The sequence below is a fragment of the Pseudomonas sp. NY15435 genome, assembly GCF_048068295.1.
Classification (GTDB): Bacteria; Pseudomonadota; Gammaproteobacteria; order Pseudomonadales; family Pseudomonadaceae; genus Pseudomonas.
The window spans coordinates 1-20,792 of record NZ_JBLUQA010000019.1; the positions used below are offsets into that span (position 1 = coordinate 1).

A 20,792-nucleotide genomic window follows, 5' to 3' on the forward strand; every position below is an offset into this window, starting at 1 on the left:
CGGCACCTTCAACGAGATGACCCGCGACGCCGCCTGGCGCCGGATGGAAGCGGCCGGTGCGCAGCTGATGACCTGGTTCGGCGTGGCCTGTGAGCTGCACCGCGACTGGCGCAACGACATCGAAGGGCTGGCGGCGCTGTGCTCCAACCACATTCCGGATTACCGCAACCTGATCACTGCCTACAGCACGCTGACTGCCGGCAAGTAACCGCCCGCTGAAATGAAAATCGGAGCCTCCCGTGAGGCTCCGGTTTTTTGCTTTTTTGCTTTTTTGTAGGAGCGAGCTTGCTCGCGAACCGTTCGAGCCGGGCTCTGTGGCAGGCCAATCGCGGACAAGGTTCGCTTACAAAGCATCAGGCTACGTGGGTGCGGAATCCGTCCGCGTTCGCCATCACTAAGCAGAGAAGGGCCTGAACCAGGAGGAGTGGACGATTCCGGCGCTGGGTGGGTTCGCGAGCAAGCTCGCTCCTACAGGCTCAAACGCATCACTTCTTGAAATCCTCCGCACTGTGCCGCTCCGGCAATGCATCATCGCCCCAGGTAACGCGGCCTCCTGAACGGGGCAGTCCGGAGTGCTCGGAAGTCGCTCTGGAAAACTTCACAAGCAAACAGAAGTCGCCCTTACCTGTAGGAGCGAGCTTGCTCGCGAACCTTTGAGCCGAGTGTGCTGGCTGGTCAATCGCGGACAAGGTCCGCTTACAAAGCATCAGGCTACGCGGGTGCGGAATCCGTCCGCGTTCGCCCTCATTCAGCAGAGAAAGACCCGAACCAGTAGGAGTGGACGATTCCGGCGCTGGGTGGGTTCGCGAGCAAGCTCGCTCCTAGGCGCTGGGTGGGTTCGCGAGCAAGCTCGCTCCTACAGGCTCAAACGCATCACCTCTTGAAATCCTCCGCGCTGTGCCGCTCCGGCAATGCATCATCGCCCCAGGTGCGGTTTACCCGCCGGCCACGTTGCACCGCCGGGCGTGCGGCGATTTCGTCGGTCCAGCGGCGCACATGGGTGTAGCTCTCCACGTCGAGGAATTCCGCTGCTTCATACACCTGGTTGTTCAGCAGCGCGCCGTACCAGGGCCAGATGGCCATGTCGGCGATGCTGTACTCGTCGCCGGCGATGTAGCGGTTTTCGGCGAGCTGGCGGTCGAGCACGTCGAGCTGGCGCTTGACCTCCATGGCGTAGCGGTTGATCGGGTATTCGTACTTCTCCGGCGCGTAGGCGTAGAAGTGGCCGAAGCCGCCGCCGAGGAAGGGCGCACTGCCCATCTGCCAGAACAGCCAGTTCAGCGTCTCGGTGCGCTTGGCCAGGTCCTTGGGCAGGAAGTGGCCGAATTTTTCCGCGAGGTACACCAGGATCGAGCCGGATTCGAAGACGCGCTGCTCCGGTGTGACACTGGTGTCCAGCAGGGCCGGGATCTTCGAGTTCGGGTTGATCTCGACGAAGCCGCTGCCGAACTGGTCGCCGTCGCCGATCTTGATCAGCCAGGCGTCGTACTCGGCTTCGGTCACGCCCAGCTCCAGCAGTTCCTCCAGCAGGATGGTGACCTTCACGCCATTGGGTGTGGCCAGCGAATACAGCTGCAACGGATGCTTGCCGCGTGGCAGCTGCTTGTCGTGGGTGGGGCCGGCGATGGGCCGGTTGATGCTGGCGAAGGCGCCGCCGTTGCTCTTGTCCCATGTCCAGACGCGGGGTGGAGTGTAGGTATCGTTCGCCATCTCGAGTGCTCACCTTGTGGGTTGAATGCCGTGGATGCTACCCGCCCGATCCGCGCCGCGTCAGCCTTTTTCGCCGGCTGCTGTTGCTGGGCAAACAGTGCGCGTCGCCTTGCTCGGGTGGTTGTTAGCATATGCATAAACGATATTAAAAATTAGTTGATGCATGATTTGAGATTATAAAAGAATCGCCACTCAGTCCAATGGCGAAGCTCTGAAACGACGCTCTCGCTCTTTTGCGTCGTATCGAGAGCCCCATGCCTGCCCAGTCCGCTTCCACTGCATTCCTCCGCCTCGAAGGCGTCGGCAAGTCTTTTGCCGAAAACCGCGTGCTGGTCGATGTGGACCTTGAAATCCGCCCCGGCGAGGTGCTCGCCCTGCTCGGCGCCAATGGCGCGGGCAAGTCGACGCTGGTGAGGATTCTCGCCGGTTCCCATGCCCACGATTCCGGCCGGTTGTTGATCGACGGCGAGCAAGCCCGTTTCGCCTCGCCCCACGACGCACGCCGGCACGGCATAGTCGCCGTGCACCAGCAGGTGGAGCAGGGCGTAGTGCCTGGCCTGAGCGTCGCCGAAAACCTCCTGCTGGATGAACTCTGCGGCGCCCCCGGCTCCCTGTTTTTCCGTCCGGGAGAAGCACTCAAGCGCGCGGCTGAAATCGCCGCCGGCCTGGAGCTGCATCTGCCACTTCAAGCGCCCATCGAATACCTGGGCACCGCCGAGCGGCAATTGGTGATCCTGTCCCGCGCGCTGGCGCTGAAACCGCGTCTGTTGATCCTCGACGAGCCCACCGCATCGCTGTCGACCGTCGAGGCCGAGCGTCTGTTCCATCTCATTGACCGCCTGCGCGAGCGCGGCGTGGCGATCCTCTACATCTCCCATCGACTGTCCGATCTGCAACGCGTGGCGGACCGCGCGCTGGTGCTGCGTGACGGGCGTCTGGTCGGTGAATTCAATGCACCGCTGGACCTGGGCGCCGCCGTAGAATCCATGCTCGGCGCCGCGCTGGGCGAGGTGCAGTTGCAGCCTCTGGAGCGCGGCGAAACCGTGCTTGCCCTGCGCGATTGGCAGCTCGATGCGCAGAGTGCCGCGTTCGACCTGGACCTGCACGAGGGGGAAGTGGTCGCCCTGACCGGCCTGCTTGGCGCTGGCAAGAGCGAGATCGCCGAAGTGCTGTTCGGCCTGCGCCGGCACCACGTCGGGTCGATCCGCCTCGATGGGCACGACTGGCTGCCGCGCACGCCGCGCGAAGCCATCGCCGCCGGGGTGTTCTTCGCCGCCGAGGACCGCGCAAGCAATTCGCGGGTGCCGGGCTTCTCGGTGCGCGCCAGCATGACCTTGCCGTTCCTGCGCAACTTCACGCGCTTCGGCTTCATCGACCGCCGCGCCGAGCGCGCCAAAGTTGCCGAGCAGATTCAAGCGCTCGGCATCAAGGGGCCTGCTATCCAGGGAGATTGCATCGAAGCCGCGCTGGAACTGCTCTCCGGCGGCAACCAGCAGAAGGTCATTCTCGCCCGCTGGCTGCTGGGGCAGGGCCGCGTGCTGATCCTCGACGAACCCTTCCAGGGCGTCGACGTGCGCGCCCGCCGCGATATCGGCCAGCGCATCCGCGCCAGCGCCACGGGCCGCGCCACGCTGGTGATCTGCAGCGACCCGGACGAAGCCCTGGAAATTGCCGACCGCATCCTCGTCGTGCGCGACGGCGCGGTGGTCGCCGAACTGCCCCGGCACGATCTGCAACGCAGCGAAATCGTCGCCCACCTGGCGCCCAGCCAAACCCACTCTTCACGCCAAGGAGTCGCGCGTGTCTAGAACTGCCGTGGGCAGCCCGGCGACGTCGTCCGTCGCGCGCCTGCTCGATTTTCTCATCCATTACGCGCTGCTCCTGCTGCTGGCCCTGCTGGTGTTGGTGTTCGCGCTGCTGGAGCCGGCCTTCCTGCGGGTCGGCAACCTGTTCCTGGTGCTGCAGTCGGTATCCATCGTCGCGCTGCTCGCCCTGGGCGTGACCCTGAGCATGGCCGTGGGCGGGCTGGACCTGTCCATCGGCGCGGTCGCCGCGCTGAGCCTGATGACCGCCAGCTACGTGATGGTGGTGCTGGACTGGGGGCCGCTGGCGGCAATCCTCATCAGCCTCGGCCTCGGCACCCTGGTCGGGCTGCTCAATGGCTGGCTGATCGTGCGCATGCGTGTGCCGGACATCCTCGCCACTCTCGGCAGCATGTTCCTGGTGGTGGGCGTGCAACTGATTCCCACCGGCGGCCGCTCCATCGCCGTGGGCATGACCTTGCCCAGCGGCGACGAAGCACCGGGCGCCTTCGCCAGCTGGTTCCTCGCTCTGGGCCGCGCCCAGCTGTGGGACCGCGTGCCGGTGCCGGTGGTGATCATGCTCGGCTGCGCGCTACTGGTCTGGCTGTTCCTCGAACGTACGCGGCCTGGCCGATTGTTCTACGCCATCGGCGGCAACGAGCAGGCGGCGCGCCTCGCCGGTGCGCCGGTGGAGCGCTACAAGCTGCTCGCCTACGTGCTCTCGGCGCTGCTCGCTTCGCTGGGTGGATTGCTGCTGGCAGCGCGCCTGGGGCGTGGCGACGTCAGTTCCGGCAACGGGCTGGTGCTCGATGCCCTCGGCGCCGCGCTGATCGGCTTTGCCGTGCTCGGCGCGCAGAAGCCCAACGCCTTCGGAACGCTGGTGGGAGCGGTGCTGGTGGCGACTCTGCTCAATGGTTTGACCATGCTCAACGCACCTTACTACGCACAGGATTTCGTCAAGGGCGCCGTGCTGGTTTCGGCCCTCATGTTCACTTTCGGTCTGGCCCGGCGCGGGCGCTGATCGCATTCTTTTTCGGAGATTCAACGGATGAAATTCACCCCCGGCAAATCCCTGCGCGCGCTGTTCGCCGCCGGCCTGTTGTTGTCCGGCGCAGCCAGCGCGGTAGCGGCTGGCTTGCCCGGCGCACCAGCACCTTTCGACAAGGGCGGCGTGCAGATTGCCCTGGTCGGCTATCTGTTCTCCGGCGACTTCCCCGAGGCCTATCTGCGCGGCGTGGAGAAGCAGGCCGATGCGCTGGACGTGAAGCTGCGCGTGTTCGATGCCCGTCAGCAGGCGGCTACCCAGCGCGAGATGCTGGAGCAGGCCATCGACCTGGGCGTGGACGGCATCATCGTCCAGCTCGGCCTGGCGGAAACCCTCAAGGATTCCATCGACAAGGCGCTGGCCAAGGGCATCAAGGTGGTGACCTTCGACGTCGACGTGAACGACCCGCGTATCACCCGCGTCGAGCAGGACCACCGCGAGCTGGCGCGCCTGGCACTCAAGCAGGTGCTGCAGGACAACGGCAACGCCTTCGAGGCCGGCTACGTGTACATCGACGGCTTCACCCCCATGGAGCGCCGCGACGAAATCTGGCGCCAGGTGAAGGCCGAGAACCCCGGCATCGTCGAGAAGGCGCGCTTCGGTACGCTGAATGCACCTATTGCCAACTCGGTGGCCGATCAGGCCAGCGCAGTGCTGCGGGCCAACCCTGGCATCAGCGTGTTCTTCGCGCCGTTCGACGAGTTCGCCAAGGGTGTGAAGATCGCCGTGGACGAAGCCGGCCTGGGCAAGCAGGTGAAGATCTACAGCGCCGACATTTCTACCGCCGACATCCAGATCATGAAGGAGGAGGGGAGCGCCTGGAGCGCCACCGCCGCGGTCAATCCGGAAGTCGCCGGCGCCATCAGCGTACGCAGCCTGGCGCTGCGCATTGCCGGGGAGAATCCGGGCGAGCAGGTGCTGGTACCGCCGACCCTGATTACCCGCCAGCAACTGTTGGACCTGGACGTGAAGAACGTGCGCGACCTGGCGCGCAAGGTACCGGCCTTCGGCGAGGCGCAGAAAGTGGCGCAAGCGCCGTGGATCCCGCTGGCGAACTGAGGATTCTGAGGATTAGACGATGCACGACAAGGCCGGGCGCCTGAAGAAGGCGCGCTCGCCCAAGGGCGACCCGCGTTACGGCGCGCGCCTGCCGCCGGGGCAGGTGCTGACCGAGCGCTTTCCGATCCTCCATGAAGGTGAGGTGCCGGAGTACGCACGGGAAACCTGGCGCCTGCGCCTGTCCGGTGCGTTGTCTTGGCAAAATCCGGGGGCGCAATCGCTGGAGCTGAGCCTCGATGACCTGCTGGCGCTGCCGCAGCGCGAACTGGTCTGCGATATCCATTGCGTCACGCGCTGGTCGAAGTTCGACACCGCCTGGCGCGGCGTGCACCTGGCCGATCTGCTTGCGCACTACGGTGTGGAGCCAGCCGGGCAGTTCGTCATGGCCTATGCCGATCATGACTACGAGACCAACCTGCCATTGGAACACCTGCTGCGCCCGGACAGCCTGCTCGCCACGCATTACGCCGGCGAACCACTCACCCCGGTGCATGGTTGGCCGCTGCGGCTGGTGATTGCCGGGCGCTATTTCTGGAAGAGCGCGAAGTGGCTGCGCGAGCTGGAGTTCAGCGACAGCGATCGTCTCGGATTCTGGGAACGCAATGGCTTTCACAACGACGCCGACCCGTTCCGTGAGCAGCGTTTTTCCGGCGAGGCGCTGGATATTCCCGAGGATGAGTGGGAGCGCAAAGCCTTCGATTGAAGCGCACCGCTGTTGCCGGGCGAACACTCGGAACTGTTGCCCTGCGAACAGCATAACCGGTTATAAACAAAGCATTTTTTATTCGTTTGAAAGCATTCTGCCACTAGCTAGGATGACGCCTTCCCCATCGGGTCAGGGATGACCCGCGATACCGAGAGCCGCGCCCTTTCGCTCATCACGAAACGTGACCGGCCGTGACACCTGGAGCGTTTTCCCGAGCACTGTTTTCTCCACCCTGAGGAGGACAGTCGCTCGCGGTTTCCGGACTTCCGACACCAACCGCTCAAGTCAAAAGAACCCAAAAAAGCGGAGTTCCGGACTCGCCGCCAACGGCGAGTGGCGCTCTTTAAGCGAGACAGGAGTATTTCGCGTGTTATCCCGTTCCCTTATTGCCGTTGCGGTGGCCTCGGTCATCGCCCAGGCCTCCGCGCACGCCGACGAAAGCTCGTCGACCCCCGAGGCCACCACCAAGCTTGAAACCGTACTGGTCACCGGCACCCGCGGAAACAACCGCACCCTGCTCGATTCCCCCGTACCGGTGGACGTGCTGACCGCGCAGGACCTGCAATCCACCGGCGCCGTCGGCGGCGAACTGGGCCAGGCCCTGGCGACGCTGCTGCCGTCCTTCAACTTCCCGCGTCAGTCCAACTCCGGTGGCGCCGACCATGTGCGCGCCGCGCAATTGCGCGGCATGAGCCCGGACCAGGTGCTGGTGCTGATCAATGGCAAGCGCCAGCACACCTCGGCGCTGGTCAACGACTCGTCGAAGATCGGCCGCGGCACCGCGCCGGTGGACTTCAACTCGATCCCCATCAGCGCCATCAAGCGCATCGAAGTGCTGCGCGACGGCGCCGGTGCGCAGTACGGCTCCGACGCCATCGCCGGGGTGATCAACATTATCCTCGATGACGCTCCCGAGGGCGGCGAGGTGACCACCAGCTACGGCGCGTACCACACGCACCAGGACGCCATCGGCAAGACCACCACCGACGGCCAGAACTCCTATACCGCGGCCAAGGCCGGTACGCGTCTGGGTGAGGATGGCTTCGTCCGCGGCGGTGCCGAGTTCATCAACCGCGAACCGACCAATCGCGCGGGCTACGACGGCTTCGCCGATACCCCCGGGCAGCGCAATTACGTGATGGGCGATGGTGTGGCACGGGACGTCAACGCCTGGTTCAACGGCGACGTTGCCCTCGGCAGCGGCAAGCTCTATTCCTTCGGCCTGTACAACGAGCGTCATACCACTGGCGCGGAGTTCTACCGCTACCCGGATGAGCACCCGGAGATCTATCCCAATGGCTACCTGCCGCAGTCCCTGGGCGACAACCTCGACCTCTCCGGCACGCTCGGCTACAAGGGGCTGATCGCCGACACCTGGGACTACGACGCCAGCGTCACCCATGGCCGCAACCGCTTCGAATCCTCGACCCGGCGCACCCTCAACGCCTCCCTGGGCGAAGACACGCCGACCAAGTTCGACACCGGTGATTACGAGCTGCGCCAGAGCGTTGCCAACCTCGACCTGAGCCGTGAACTGAGCCTTGCCGGGCGGCCCTTCGTGCTCGCGTTCGGCGGCGAGTACCGCTACGAAAACTACATCACCACTGCCGGCGACGCGGCCTCGTACTACGGCGTCGGCGCGGACGGCGCCAACGGCCTGCGCCCCAGCGAAGAGTCGGATATCGATCGCAATGTCTTCGGCACCTACATCGATCTGTCGGGGGACCTCACCGACGAGTTATTCGTCGATGCCGCTGCACGCTGGGAACGCTACGACGATGCCGGCAGCAAGCTCACCGGCAAGCTCAGCGGGCGCTATCAGCTGACCCCGGTATTGGCCCTGCGCGGCGCGGCATCCACCAACTTCCGCGCGCCGTCGCTGGCCCAGGTCGGCTACCAGAGCACCACCAGCAACTTCGGCGACGGCGGCACCCTGACCGATATCCGCGTGCTCTCGGTGAACGACCCGATCGCCCGCGCGCTGGGCGCCGAGAAGCTCGACCCGGAGACCTCGAAGAACTTCAGCCTGGGCCTGACTGCGCAGCTCAATGATCGCTTCGACCTGTCCTTCGACGTCTTCCGCATCGACGTCGATGACCGCATTACGTTGTCCCAGCGCATCGGCAGCGACGCCATGGAACAGTTCATCCAGGACAACTTCGGCGTGGCCGGCGTGCATGACGTGAACTTCTTCACCAACGCCGCCGACACCCGCACCGATGGCGCCGAGCTGGTGCTCAACTACCACCAGCCCTTCGTCGGCGGCCAGCTGGGCGTGACCACCGCGTATACCTACAACCACACCAAGGTGCGCAGCACCAAGGCGACCCCGCAACAGCTCAGCAACCTGGGCATCGGCGACGACGCGCTGGTCGGTGTGGAGGAGCGCAACACGCTCACCGACGCTGCGCCCAAGGACCGCTTCATCCTCACCACCACCTGGAGCGATGCGCAGTGGAACCTGCTCGGCCGCCTGACCCGGCAGGGCGAAACCACCCGCGTGTTCGACTTCGGTGATGGCTACCACCCGGAGCAGACCTATGGCGCGGTTTGGCAGCTGGATGCCGAGGTGGCCTACAAGTTCACCCCGCAGTTCAGCCTGGCGGTGGGCGGCAACAACCTCACCGACAACTACCCGGAACGCTCCAGCTCGGAGATCAACTACGGCGGCAACCTGCCGTACGACGTGCTCTCGCCGATCGGCTCCAACGGTGCGTACTACTACGCCCGCGCGAGCTATTCGTTCTGATCCGCTCTTCTGAAAATCAAAGGGGCCGCACTGCGGCCCCGACTACTTTTGCGGAGCCGACTCATGGCTGACAACTTCGCCGCTGACACGCCGGCCGGCCCGCGCCGGCACCTGGGCGCCGTCCACGCGCTGCTGCTGACGCTGGGCATGGTGATCACCAGCGACATCCTCAAGACCGCACCCACTGTGGCGCTCAACGTCGGCCAGGAGTACTTCTACCTGGTGTGGGTGCTCGGCGGAGTGCTGTCGATGGTCGGCGCGCTGTGTTACGTGGAGATGGCCTCGGCCTTCGCCCATCCCGGTGGCGATTACCACTTCCTCGAACGCGCCTACGGCCAGCGGGTGGGCTTCCTGTTCGCCTGGTCGCGCTTTGCCATCCTGCACACCGGGTGGATCGCGCTGATGGCGTTCCTCTTCGCCGATCACTTCAGTGCTTTGCTCGGTCTCGGCCAACTGGGCAATGTGCTGCTGGCGGGCGGGTTGGTCGCCGCGCTGGTGGTGCTCAACCTCATCGGCTGGCGTACCAGTTTCGGCACCCAGGCCGGCCTGGTGGTGCTGGTGGCGGCAGGCTTCCTGGGTATCGTCGGCGCCGGCCTGTGGCTGGAGTGGCGTGGCTTCGTCCCGCCCGTAGCACCGCCGGTGGAGCCCGAGCAGGTCGGTGTCGCCGGGTTCTCCGCCGCGCTGATCTACGTCTTCCTCGCCTTCGGTGGCTGGAGCGACGCAGCCACGCTGTCGGCGGAGCTGCGCGACAACCGCCGGGGCATCTTCACTGCCATGCTCGGCGCACTGGCGGCCTTGCTGTTGATCTACCTGGCGCTGAACTGGGCGTTCATTCGCGGCCTGGGCTTCGACGGCCTGGCCGCCAGCGGTGCGCCGGCACTGGAACTGCTTGGACTGGCGTTTGGAGCGCCGGGCATCGGGCTGATCATGGCGGTGGTGGTGGTCTCCGCCGTCGCCAGCATCAACTCCACGCTGATCGTCGGCAGCCGCACCACCTACGCCGCCGCCAGCGACGTGCCGGCGCTGCGCGTGCTCGGCCGCTGGGACGTGCGCCACGGCGTACCGCGCGCGGCACTGCTGGCCGAGGGGCTGGTGGCGCTGCTGCTGATCGCGGTCGGCGGCTGGAGCGGCCACGGCTTCAACACCATGGTGGAGTACATGACCCCGGTGTACTGGCTGTTCCTGAGCCTCAGCAGCGTGGCGCTGATCGTCCTGCGCCGCCGCCACCCGGAAGTGCCCCGGCCGATCCGCGTGCCGCTCTACCCGTGGCTGCCGCTGGGCTTCCTCGCGGTGTGCCTGTACATGCTGTATTCCAGCGTCGCCTATGTCGGCTGGGGTGCCTTGCTCGGCGTCGCTGTACTGGCGCTGGGCGCCGTACTTCAACTCGTCCTGCGCCCGCGAACGGAGCAGGCGCAAAGCTGGTCGGGGGAGGGCGTGTGATGCGCGCGAAAGCACTCTGGCGCAATGGCGCCGTGGCCGTCCTGCTGGCGGCATTGGTCGGCCTGTGGCTAAACGAACCCGCTGCCAATGCCAGTGGCGAAGCCAGCGGCCGGCGCATGCTGCGCACCGAGCTCTACCTGGAAGCGGTGGAACTGTCGCAGTGGGAGGACTTCCTCGCCCGTGAGGTGACGCCGCGCTTCCCCGATGGTTTGAGCTGGCTCGACCTGCACGGCCAGTGGCGCGGCCCCAGCGGCGGGCCGGAGAAGCTGCCCTCGCGGCTGCTGATCCTCATCCACGCCGACAACCCTTACACCCGCCAGGCGCTGGCGCAGATCGGCGCGGACTTCAAGCAGCGTTTCGGCACCGCGGTGCTGCAGGTCAGCAGCCCGGTTCGCGCTCGCGATCCGGACTGGACGCCGCAGCGCCTGGACAACCCTCAGCTGTCGCGCTGAAGCCCGGCCTCGATCAGGTCGAGCATGTAGCGCGGCAGGGCAAACGCCGCCTGGTGCACCTCGGGTGTGTAGTAACGGGTTACCAGGCCGCTTCTGGCGAAGCGCTGGCGCAGGGTTTCCAGGTCGGTGCGGCGCACCTTCTCGCTGTTCGACGCCCAGCCGAAGGCCATGCTGCCGCCGATGTAGGTCGGCACCGCCGCATGGAAGAAACCCCAGTCGGCGAAGCTGTCCGCCAACCGCCGCGCCGTGCCGCCCAGTTCCTCCGGCTGGAGGAAGGGCACGCCGTTCTGCGTGGCGAGGATGCCGCTGGCGCCCAGGCGCTGCTGGCAGTTGCGGTAGAAGGCGGTGGTGAACAGGCTCGCTGCCGGGCCGCCCGGATCGGTCGAATCGCAGAGGATCAGGTCGAAGCTTTCGCGGCTCTGCGCGAGGTACTCCAGGCCATCGGCGTAGACCAGCCGCAGACGTGGATCGTCCAGCGCGCCGGCCGAATGATTCGGCAACAGCTCGCGGCACAGTTCGACCACCTGCGGGTCGATCTCCACCGCGACAATCTCCTCGATGCCCGCATGCCGCACGATCTCCCGCAGGATGCCGCCGTCGCCGACGCCGATCACCAGCACGCGGCGCACCGCGCCATGGGCGAGAATCGGCACGTGGGCGAGCATCTCGTGGTAGACGAACTCGTCCGCCTCGGTGGTCTGCACCACGCCATCCAGCGTCAGCACACGGCCGAAGCGCCGGTTGCGGAACACCTGCACGGCCTGCTGGCCGGTGTTGCCCTCGTAGATCGGCTCATCGATGGTCAGCGCCTGGGCGTAACCCGCGTACAGCGTTTCGCGGAATTCGCTCATCAGAAGGAAACCTGCGCCGGTTGCGACAGGCGCAGCACGGAGAGGTCGCCGGTGATGCGCTTCCACGCCAGGCGGATCGCCTCGATGTCCTGGCCGCGCGCGGCGCTGTCCTCATGCAGGATCACGATCACCTTGGTGCTCAACCGCTCCGGCGCCGGCGCCCCATGGTCACGCCACTGGCCGTAGGCATCGTAGGCGGTGAAGCCGTCGGGGAAGCGCGGCGTCACCTCCTGGTCGAGGAACTGCCGCCAGCGCTGCTCGCTGATCTTCTCCTTGCCGTCCTCCTGGCCCAGCGCGAAATACAACTCGGTGCGCAGCCACTGCGCCTGCGCCGGCCGCGTGGGGTCGCCCTGCAGTGTGGAGGTGGAAGGGTTGGTGGTATGGACGGAGGGAGCGGGCGGGGTGGCGCAGCCGAACAGCGCCAGGGCGAGGCTGGCGGCGAGCAGGTGGCGGAGCATGGGACTTCCTTGCGATGAGATGACAGTTGGACCAAACCGCCACTATAGAAGCTCGTCTGTTATTTCCTTAAATATTAAAAACGCATTCCCATATGCCTGATTTTGCGTCTCTGTGGATGGTGTTGAAGCCCTCTAGGACGTGGCTCTCCGCCGGAAACGAAGTTTTTGCGAGCTGGTTAGATTCAATATTCACTACGGTTCTTTGCTAAGCACTGGATGGGATATCCATGTTGCTGAAATTCGCTTCAAGAATTCGCTGGAATTCGTTTTAGCGTCGTAACTAAAACCATCGCGAACAACAACGTCACCATCGAGCCAGAATCGCGAGAAGACGCGACAGAAACCGCCGTTCCCCCGCCATCTTGTCCCGCCGCCGCGCCTTCCTAGAATCGGCCCCATTCGCAGCACTTCATTCCAATCGATTCAGGGAGCTCCACCATGATGAACGCCATGCAGATGCCGATGAACACCAACGCCATGATGCCGATGATGGGCATGCCGATGATGATGGCGACCATGGAATGCGAAATGCTCGACGACGGCATGATGTGCAAGATGAAGCCGGCCATGGGCATGGAAATGGCCATGTTCCGCAACAGCGCCGAGATGATGGCGATGATGATGAACTGCGGCATGCCGATGATGATGCACTGCGGCAACCTGATGATGATGGGCATGTCCCAGTCCGCCATGGCCATGATGCCGATGATGGGCATGATGAACCCGATGATGCAGATGCCCATGATGGGCATGAACATGGGCATGCCCGCCATGAAGTGCATGATGGAGTGCTCCATGCAGGGCGACATGATGCTGTGCAAGATGATGCCGATGCAGGGCATGAGCATGGACATGCTGAAGAACTGCTGCATGCTGATGAACAAGATGATGGACTGCGGCATGCCCATGATGATGAGCTGCAACGGCATGCCGATGATGTGCTGCACCTGCTGATCGCGGGGCGCTGAAGTGAAAAGGCCCGGTGGGGAAATCCGCCGGGCCTTTTGTATTCTTGGGGGCTGAAAAAAGGTGGACGCGGTTTTGCCATAGGTACGGTAGGTGTTGGAGCAGGGTGGTAGTAAGCCAGTGTATTCCCAAGTTTTTATAGTTTTGTGTGGCAGAGCTTTGGGATGTTGTCTTCAAATATGGTGCTTGCGATTGTCTTTGTTTTTTTGTCTGTTCTGATGTTTATGAACTCGTCTCCGCACTTGGATTGTGCTTCAGAGAAAGTTTTGGTTTTTTTGTTGTATAGAAATATTCTGTATATGTGGTGCGTCCCCATTCCATCGTCGGAATACCATATGGAAAAGTCTAGGATTTCGTCAAAATTATAATCAGCAATTTCGATGTTCAATGGCTTTTCGGTGTCAAATGCTATTTTCTCTTTCAAGATGTCGCCGTTAAGTATTTTAACTTCGTTGTTTTTGATTTTTATCGTGGCTTTGCTATTGCTTGAAGGGAAGAAGTCAATAATCTCTGCTCTGGCGGGGGCGCAAATAAAAAAGGCAAGAATAGAAATTGCCAATAGGTTTGGTTTTATATTCATTTCGATGTCTGCATGTTTATTAGTTTGCGGGAGTGGATGGATTTATTTTCTGATCTGTATCTGATCGATGAGCCAAAGGATAGTGCGAGAAATAAATCTGCCACCTTTTTTTGCTCCTCAACTACCAGCATTTTAGGATTTTGGCCAAGAGGGCGCGTGTTGAGATTGAGATGTAGTTATTATATTTCCAGGAGAATGCGTATCTTTCTTTGCTGCCAGCGTCTGTGCGCTCTTCTCCATATAGTACATAGAGATTGTTGATGATTTTTTGTCCTACATAGAAATGATCAAAAGAATATAAATTGTGGTTGTGGTTGTGGTTGTGGTTGTGGTTTATTATTAGATATAGACTGGTGTAGTAGTTATCGGATTTTTGGTCGGAGTCACGAAACATCCTAATATTTTCTCTCCCAGTTGTTTTTCATATATGTCGATTCTTTCTAGGAAGTTATCTTGTGAGCAATCTGAATCATCCGCAGATGAAGTTGTGGAATTCTTCATCGTAATAAGTGTCTCTGGCGATCGATTCCTTGTTCTCTTCGCATGTTCCCGCATGCGTTAGAGAAGGAGTAATTGTTAGTGGTGAAACAATTATGAGTGGCTTCATAGTCTTTGTTTGTGTGTGGGGAGTTGGCGAATTTATTTTTCTACTATAGAGATAATTATGATAATAAGGGCTGGAGCGTGAAAGGTAAGTCTGCCTGATTTATTCTTTCTCTCTGCTAATCACTCAGCTTTTTAACATGCTTGCTGAATATTCGACTATTTTTATAGATTTCGGTGTAGCTAAATGTATTTCCGTTAGTTGGGTCGCAGTACGTCCCTTCAATTTGCGTGATCTGCAATTGTCCATCAGGCCTGAATTTATATTTTTCTATCCATTTGTCACAGTTGCTTGATGAAAAACAGGTTCCAGATACTCGCTGCTTAATTGAGTCTATTTTTAAGCACGGCAGTTTGCTTAATTCTTCGTTCTTTCTGAAATTATGATCTTTTTTGTCGTATACAAAAACTGACGATGCCTGAGTCTGTCCTGAAGGTGGGTGAGTTACGATAATATCCTGATATCCGTCAAAATTAACATCGGCGCAAGAAATTCTGTCATCGTCTGAAACTTCTTGATTTAATATGCGTTTTTCATCATTATTGGTAATGCATAGCTTTTGATTGTCACACTTCTGGACTTGATAGGAGTTATGTTTTTCTTTGCACTCTAATGCCAGTGCAGTTTGTGGGGGCGCTATTGTGATGGCGAGAATTATTAGGTGTTTCATGGCGTTTTGTGCGAAAGGGAGAGAATTTATTTTTCTCTAGAAGGTTGGTTTTGTTCAGGTCTGGCATGTGAAAATAAATTCGCTAATTATTTTTTATCATTGAAATGTTATTGAATTTATGAATTCAATAACCATTTTTCGGAATTTTTCATCAAGCATCGGCGCAGGCTGCATGTTTTCAGTAGTGCCAATCAAGACTACGTCATTGTGCAAGAGGCAGAATCGCATTTGATCGTATATGTTCCTGGATTTTGATTTATGAAGAACAAGAAAGCCTGTCCAGGTGCTTTTAGTAATTCGCTCTATTGTGTAATTTTTGTCTGAAGTAAGTTTTTTTGGGAGTGTGAATTTTCCGTTAACAAGCTCGGCTGGACATTTTAGCTTGTTTGATTCAATTACTTCATTGTTTCCAAGTCCTGCTGCGAGCTTGTCTTCTTTAAGAAAGGGGAGGTTTTCTGCAGATTCACATATCAATCCGAACCACCTCAGGTTTCTACGGCCTGGGTTTTTGAAATTCCATTCATACCCTGAATAAGTTTCTGGCTGCCACAAATAGGGTGTTGGCTTTTGGTCTCTAGTTGATACTATTTCATGAATAACTATATCTGGGGTGTTGTGAATTATGGTCTGATTTTTGTCTAGCGTCGCAGTGTAACGGCATTCGCCCTGTCTTATCTCTAGAGGGCCCGCGAAGTTTAATGATTTTTCCTCTCCAGACTCATCTCCGAGTACTGGTGTTTGGGCGTGGCAAAGAAGTGGGTTGATGATTAAAGAAACAAAAAAAAATTTGAATGACAGTCGCTGGATCATGGCTGTATTTCTCGCCTGGAGAAGTCCTGTGGTAAGAAGCTCACGCTTCCGTCATCTTTCTTGAATTGAACATTGTCTAATAGAACAAGCTGCGCATTAGTAAATGCCATGAAGCGAGCCTGAATTCCCCAGATCAAAGCATAGTTTGTTGCTGGGTGGCCGATGTTTACCGTCGCTGCCACCTTGCCGAAAGCTAGATTTTCGTAGTATCGCTTACTACCCTGAGTTGTTTGGACTGTTTTTAGAGTGCTGCTGGAGTCGGTTTGATAGGAGTCCGCTTGCATTCCCGATTTTGACCATGCCCAATATGCACCAGCACTATGTGCCGCTTCATATGAATTTTTAGTATTATCTCTTCGAGTTATGATCTCATTTGAAATTCCTGTCGATGTATCGCTCAGGCTGTGAGTTGGATCGTTCATGGATTTCTGTCCTTGAATTATCGGGCGATTGTTGTTGGCTTGAGTGGTATGGGTCTCTAAGGTTGATTTGGTAATATTGTCTATAGGTCGACCTTGAAATTTCCAGTATTCGATGTAGTTTGTCGCGTGTGTTAGTTGAAGGAATCCCCTGCCATCCCAAGGCGCATACCAGTAACTACTTGCTTCGTGAAACTTTTGATACCACTGGGTTTCTTGAGTTGCGTTTCCGAAGAAACACGCCAGTCTAACTTTATCTACGACTAAGAATTTCCGTAGTGATTTGTTTAGCTCTATTCTTCTTGCCTTCGCATTTTCATTACTTGAGCCAAGAAGCCCATCTGCGCCATTTAGTGAGATGCTCTCCCATATCCACTGCTGTCCAGCTCTTCTCAGCGAATTGGCAGGTAGTGTTTGAAGAATTTCATTCCTGCTTAGCCATGTGCACTTTTTAAATGTCTCGATCGTTTCTCTTGGCGGGAAATGCCAATGCCTACTTTCTATCTCCTCTAAGCCAGCCTCCTCCCAAAACGCTAACGCCTTCTGATGCTCCTTAAGCTCCTTGAAGTCATCCTCCGACATAGGCCCACCCTCTGCGACCTTCGTTACCCAGCCATAGCGCGCTTTGAAATCGTTGCTCGACCACTCGGTAGGGAATTTGCAGATCAGGCGCTTGAGCGTGCCCTTGGCGGTTGCATCCACGAGATAGGTAGTGTTGCGTAGCCGGTCGTCCATGTACTGCTCCGAGAGCCTTCGCTTGTCCCCCTCAGGCATCGAGTCGTAGGCGTCGGATTGGGCTCGGCTGACGGCATCTTCGCGACGGGGCAACTGCACGGCGTAGAGGCTGGGCGGTTCGAGCAGGTCTCGGATGTAGTCGGACTGGCAGTGACTGTCGAAGTCGTCGTCATCGCTGATCAGGCGCCAGCCCATCCAGTGCGGGAAGTCGGCGTCGCTGAATTTGGTAACGCCGGGAGCGTTGAGGTTGAACCAGGCGCTGCGTTCTGTTTCGCCGGCCTCGGTGCGGGGTAACAAGCAGATTTTCCGCCAATGCGCGGCGTTGGCTGGTTGCAGTGCATCTGGCCCCAGCACGCGGCCGAAGCGCAGCAGTTCGTAGCCGGCGCTGGGGCAGGCGGGGTAGCGGCGGGTGGCGGTGGTGTAGAGGTTGTATTCGAAGTCCGCCTCTTCCTGCTGGATGCCGATCTGTTCGCCGTTGACGCAGTAGGTGGTCAGCCGGCATTGGCCCCTGTCGTAAGTCATACGGACGATGAGGCCCTGGCTAAGTTTTTCGACGACTGTCGGGCTGTAGCCTTCACTCCCCGCAAAGCCGCTTTCGCTACTCCAGCCTCCGGTCAGTTGCGGGCTGCTGTAGGCCTCTTCCGAGGAGTTGGTGGGTTGCGCGAGGTTCGTTGGCGGTGAGGCATATCCCTGGAGGGTGTTGGGGATGAAGAAATACATGTCTCCCCAGCAACTGTCGGTGCGGCCATCCTGGGCCTGGTAGTCGAGGTCGCGTTGCTGGCGGCCGGTGAGGTGGGCGATCTGGCTGTCGTCGGCAATGATCTCGAAGTGAATCTTGCCGGCACTGCCGTAGATCTGCCCGGCTTCGCCGATGCTGTCCTTGCGGTAGATGCGCTGCTGGAGCTGCGGATGGGGGATGTTGATTTTCGACAGGTGCATGTAGATCGAGAAGAACACCACCTGCCCGCGTTCGCCTTCACCGATCTCGGTTTCATGACGCAGGACGATGCAGCCGTTGTCGGTCCAACCGTCGTCGACGCTTTGTGCGATTCGATACTTGAGCTCGTGATGTTCGTCGTTGGTCTTGGCGGTGGGGGCGCGGAAGTAAACCAGCTTGCCGTCCGCGATGGCGCGTACCGGCAGCGGCTGGCCGTTTTCCTGGGGGGCGGTGAGGTGCATGCCGCCATGCCAGTTGAGGTCGAAGCTCAGCGGGAAGGCACCATCACCGGGTTGGCCGCCAGGCATGGCGCGCTCGACGAAGGCTTCGTCGGTTTCACCCGCTATCGGGGCGGGAATGAAGGGAGGGCTGATGATCATCGAAAACGTCCTTGTGCATCGCTTACAGCGAGAGGGGGTAGCCGCTTTTCGGCTTGGCTTCGTCGTTCAGTTCACGGGGTAGCCAGGGGACGTCCGGATGCAGCTTGGCTGGCCCCTGCATATCGAAATGCGCCGACTTGATCAGGTGGTCTCCCTGGGTGCCGTATTCGATGCCGCAGGCGTCCAGGCGGATGTAGCTGCCACCCGCGTTGATGACGATGCGTTTCTTGGCGGTAAGGTGGATTTCGCTTTCGGTGCTGACGATGTCCACGGCCTTGCGGGCGAGCAGCTCCAGGCGGTCGTTCTGTGCCTGGATCTGCACGGCCCCTTGGTTGGCGAAGAGCTTCATGCCGAGCTTACGCACGAAGAGGCTGATGTTTTCCCCGACGGCGGCGGTGAAGCGCCTGACCACGCTGACGTCCATGCTGCCGCTGGCGGTGGCGATCAGGTTCTGCGCGGCGGCTATCTGCAGGTGCTGGCCGCTGGTGAGGGCGACGCCGTCCGGGGCGCTGGCGAGGATGCCGGGTTGCTGGAGCAGGTCGAGGGCCCCCTTGAGTTGTTCGGGGGCATACAGGTCGGGCGCTTCGACGATGGCGAGGGCGGCGTCGCGCGCCATGTTGCGCAGTTGTTCGAAGGACTCCTGCAACTTCAACAGGGCCGCCTGCATATCCAGGGCCTGGCCCTGGGCGCCGGGTTGGGCGTCGGCACTGATGAACAGGCCCTTGCCCGCACGCACCGCACCCCAGCCGTCGCTCCGCAACTCGAAGCCTTCGCCGCGTTTCTGTTTCTGCGCGTCCACCAGGTGGCCGAGGTTGAGCTGGCTCTTACCGCTGTGCTCGGTGGAAAGCTTGATGTGCTCCTGGCCGCGCGTGTCGTCCAGCCGCAGCTTGTTGTTGGCCGGCGTGCGCAGGACGTTGCGCTTGTAGTTCTTCAGGGTGACGTGGTCGGGGTGCAGGCTGTCGTGAAAGCTGTGTGCGATGTACGGGCGGTCGATGTCGCCCTCTTCAAAGGCCACGCCCACCTCGGTGTCGGCCAGCAACGGGAGATGAAGACCATAGGTGTCGCCGGCATAGGGCCGCGCCAGGCGAAGCCAGGCGCTGCTTTGGCCTTTCTTCCAGGGCGTACGGTCGAACAGGAAGCTGACTTTATATTTCCCGTCCTTGTCGATCTCGGCATAGGTGGGGTTGGTTTCGGGGCTGGCCACCCGCGCTGGCAGGGTGCCGGCGATGCGCGGTTTTGGTTGCAGTGGCGGGCGGAAGCAGATGTGTTCGGCGTAAGGAATCGCGTCGAATTCGGCTTCGAAACTGCGGTCACGGGCAGCGCGGGCGGTCAGTTGGGTGATGACTGCGCCAGACTCGAAGGCCTCGGGAGCGCCGTCGCTGACTTTGAGAAAATCGCCCGGTGCCAGGGTGGCGCTGCTGGTATGGCCGCTGAGTCGGGTACGACCGTTGAGGTAAAGTTCGTGGCGCAGCCGCGCATAGAAGAAACCTGACTCGCTCTGTAGGTCTTCGTCCTGCTGGAACGGATCGCCCAGAACACGATAGGGCTCGGCGTAGTGATAGGCCTCGCCATACAGCCCTTTTGCTCCTCGCGTCTGGTCGACGCCACCATCGAGAAGAGCGCCCGCATCGGCGTGGTGGTAGGAACGGATGTTGACGTGCTGCTCCACCACCTGATGGTGGCTGCGCAGGGTCCAGACGCTGTCCTGGCCGCTGCTCTGGTTGCCGGACTGGTGACGCAGCGGGAGGTTGATATTGCGGCGATAACCGCGCTGGTCATCGTTGAACTCGATCAGCTCAAGGTTCAGTCGCTCGTCAGTGCGGAAGGTGAACCAGATGCCGACATCGGCCAGCAGGCGGGTGATGAAAGCGAGGTCGGACTCGCCGAACTGCATGACCTGCTCCCGGCGTGGATATTCGCGGGTGAGCTTCTGGAAATTGAAGTCCTGGCCGGCCAGACCGTGCTCGCGCAACACCGCTTCGGTGATTTCGGGCACTGACTGTTGCTGAAAGATGCGCGCCTGTTTGCCCATACGAAACAGGGCCAGGCGCGGCTGAAGCGTAACTTCGTAATGGCCCTCGTCCCGCGAGCCGCCAAAGCGCCGGAGGTGGGTGATGACGCCATACAGGGTCCGCAAAGGTTTGGCCGGAGGCATTTGCATGCCGATGAAGGGGGCGGGCTCCGGTGGCGGGTAGAGGCTGAAGCTGGCGTTCTTGAGCAGGACTTGCTCGGCGGCGATGTTCAGCTCGCTAGACGTGAATTGAATGCGGTAGAGGAAGGGCTGGCTCAGTGCTTCCTGGCCTTCGAAGCAGAGTACATCCAGGTTGGCGGAAAGGTCGCGGATGCTAAGTTGGTGGCGACTATGGTCGAAGAAATTGCCGGTTTCGTTGAGCATTGCGGGCGTCCGTTCCGGAGGGAC

16 protein-coding genes and 1 pseudogene are annotated in these 20,792 nt (G+C 60.3%); 9 read left to right on the plus strand and 8 right to left on the minus strand.

Going from position 1 to position 20,792, the window contains the following annotated elements:
* Window positions 1–208, plus strand: a pseudogene (locus tag ACNFH5_RS28860) (hydrolase); the annotation flags it as partial.
* A gap of 665 nt (window positions 209–873) precedes the next feature.
* On the opposite strand, the gene yghU reads toward ACNFH5_RS28860, so the two are convergent.
* Window positions 874–1,710 (minus strand): glutathione-dependent disulfide-bond oxidoreductase, encoded by an 837-nt coding sequence (gene yghU, locus ACNFH5_RS28865; protein ID WP_416752084.1) that lies wholly within the window; start codon window positions 1,708–1,710, stop codon window positions 874–876.
* 254 nt (window positions 1,711–1,964) lie between these two features.
* Here yghU and ACNFH5_RS28870 point away from each other — a divergent pair, with 254 nt between their 5' ends.
* From ACNFH5_RS28870 to ACNFH5_RS28900, 7 genes are all read left to right on the plus strand, one after another.
* Window positions 1,965–3,518 (plus strand): sugar ABC transporter ATP-binding protein, encoded by a 1,554-nt coding sequence (locus ACNFH5_RS28870; RefSeq protein WP_416752086.1) that lies wholly within the window; start codon window positions 1,965–1,967, stop codon window positions 3,516–3,518.
* Window positions 3,511–4,533 carry an ABC transporter permease gene (locus ACNFH5_RS28875; RefSeq protein WP_416752088.1) on the plus strand — a complete coding sequence of 341 codons (1,023 nt, stop codon included), beginning with the start codon at window positions 3,511–3,513 and terminating at the stop codon, window positions 4,531–4,533. Before ACNFH5_RS28870 ends, ACNFH5_RS28875 begins: the two co-directional genes overlap by 8 nt.
* Window positions 4,534–4,560: 27 nt before the next feature.
* Window positions 4,561–5,616, plus strand: a complete 1,056-nt coding sequence (locus ACNFH5_RS28880) for a substrate-binding domain-containing protein (protein WP_416752090.1) — start codon at window positions 4,561–4,563, stop codon at window positions 5,614–5,616.
* Window positions 5,617–5,635: 19 nt separating this feature from the next.
* Window positions 5,636–6,319: a molybdopterin-dependent oxidoreductase gene (locus tag ACNFH5_RS28885; RefSeq protein ID WP_416752092.1), complete on the plus strand. Its 684-nt coding sequence runs from the start codon at window positions 5,636–5,638 to the stop codon at window positions 6,317–6,319.
* Window positions 6,320–6,689: 370 nt separating this feature from the next.
* Window positions 6,690–9,071 (plus strand): TonB-dependent receptor plug domain-containing protein, encoded by a 2,382-nt coding sequence (locus ACNFH5_RS28890; protein ID WP_416752095.1) that lies wholly within the window; start codon window positions 6,690–6,692, stop codon window positions 9,069–9,071.
* 63 nt (window positions 9,072–9,134) lie between these two features.
* Window positions 9,135–10,511 carry an APC family permease gene (locus ACNFH5_RS28895; RefSeq protein WP_416752097.1) on the plus strand — a complete coding sequence of 459 codons (1,377 nt, stop codon included), beginning with the start codon at window positions 9,135–9,137 and terminating at the stop codon, window positions 10,509–10,511.
* On the plus strand, window positions 10,511–10,963 hold the full coding sequence (locus ACNFH5_RS28900; protein ID WP_416752099.1) for a DUF3574 domain-containing protein: 453 nt from the start codon (window positions 10,511–10,513) through the stop codon (window positions 10,961–10,963). The genes ACNFH5_RS28895 and ACNFH5_RS28900 overlap by 1 nt, the downstream gene beginning before the upstream one ends.
* On the opposite strand, the gene speE is transcribed toward ACNFH5_RS28900, so the two are convergent.
* Both speE and ACNFH5_RS28910 read right to left on the minus strand, forming a co-directional pair.
* Complete coding sequence (gene speE / locus ACNFH5_RS28905; RefSeq protein WP_416752101.1) at window positions 10,948–11,814, minus strand: polyamine aminopropyltransferase; 867 nt, start codon at window positions 11,812–11,814, stop codon at window positions 10,948–10,950. The two genes, ACNFH5_RS28900 and speE, sit on opposite strands and share 16 nt — an antisense overlap.
* Window positions 11,814–12,272 carry a DUF3574 domain-containing protein gene (locus ACNFH5_RS28910; protein ID WP_054908546.1) on the minus strand — a complete coding sequence of 153 codons (459 nt, stop codon included), beginning with the start codon at window positions 12,270–12,272 and terminating at the stop codon, window positions 11,814–11,816. Before ACNFH5_RS28910 ends, speE begins: the two co-directional genes overlap by 1 nt.
* Window positions 12,273–12,710: 438 nt before the next feature.
* Here ACNFH5_RS28910 and ACNFH5_RS28915 point away from each other — a divergent pair, with 438 nt between their 5' ends.
* Window positions 12,711–13,226, plus strand: a complete 516-nt coding sequence (locus ACNFH5_RS28915; protein ID WP_416752104.1) for a hypothetical protein — start codon at window positions 12,711–12,713, stop codon at window positions 13,224–13,226.
* Between the two features lie 148 nt (window positions 13,227–13,374).
* Here the strand turns inward: ACNFH5_RS28915 and ACNFH5_RS28920 are convergent, their stop codons facing one another.
* The 5 genes from ACNFH5_RS28920 to ACNFH5_RS28940 all read right to left on the minus strand — a co-directional run bounded on the left by ACNFH5_RS28920 (window position 13,375) and on the right by ACNFH5_RS28940 (window position 20,768).
* Entirely contained in the window at window positions 13,375–13,818 is a 444-nt protein-coding gene (locus ACNFH5_RS28920; RefSeq protein WP_416752106.1) for an XAC2610-related protein, read from the minus strand.
* Window positions 13,819–14,540: 722 nt separating this feature from the next.
* The gene (locus ACNFH5_RS28925; RefSeq protein ID WP_416752108.1) at window positions 14,541–15,092 is read right to left on the minus strand and encodes an FG-GAP repeat protein; all 552 of its coding nucleotides are present in this window, start codon (window positions 15,090–15,092) and stop codon (window positions 14,541–14,543) included.
* Window positions 15,093–15,188: 96 nt separating this feature from the next.
* Window positions 15,189–15,902, minus strand: a complete 714-nt coding sequence (locus ACNFH5_RS28930; protein ID WP_416752110.1) for a hypothetical protein — start codon at window positions 15,900–15,902, stop codon at window positions 15,189–15,191.
* A complete protein-coding gene (locus ACNFH5_RS28935; protein ID WP_416752112.1) occupies window positions 15,899–18,373 on the minus strand; it encodes a M23 family metallopeptidase in 2,475 nt (824 codons plus the stop codon). Before ACNFH5_RS28935 ends, ACNFH5_RS28930 begins: the two co-directional genes overlap by 4 nt.
* 22 nt (window positions 18,374–18,395) lie before the next feature.
* Complete coding sequence (locus tag ACNFH5_RS28940; RefSeq protein ID WP_416752114.1) at window positions 18,396–20,768, minus strand: type VI secretion system Vgr family protein; 2,373 nt, start codon at window positions 20,766–20,768, stop codon at window positions 18,396–18,398.
* Window positions 20,769–20,792 lie beyond the last annotated feature (24 nt).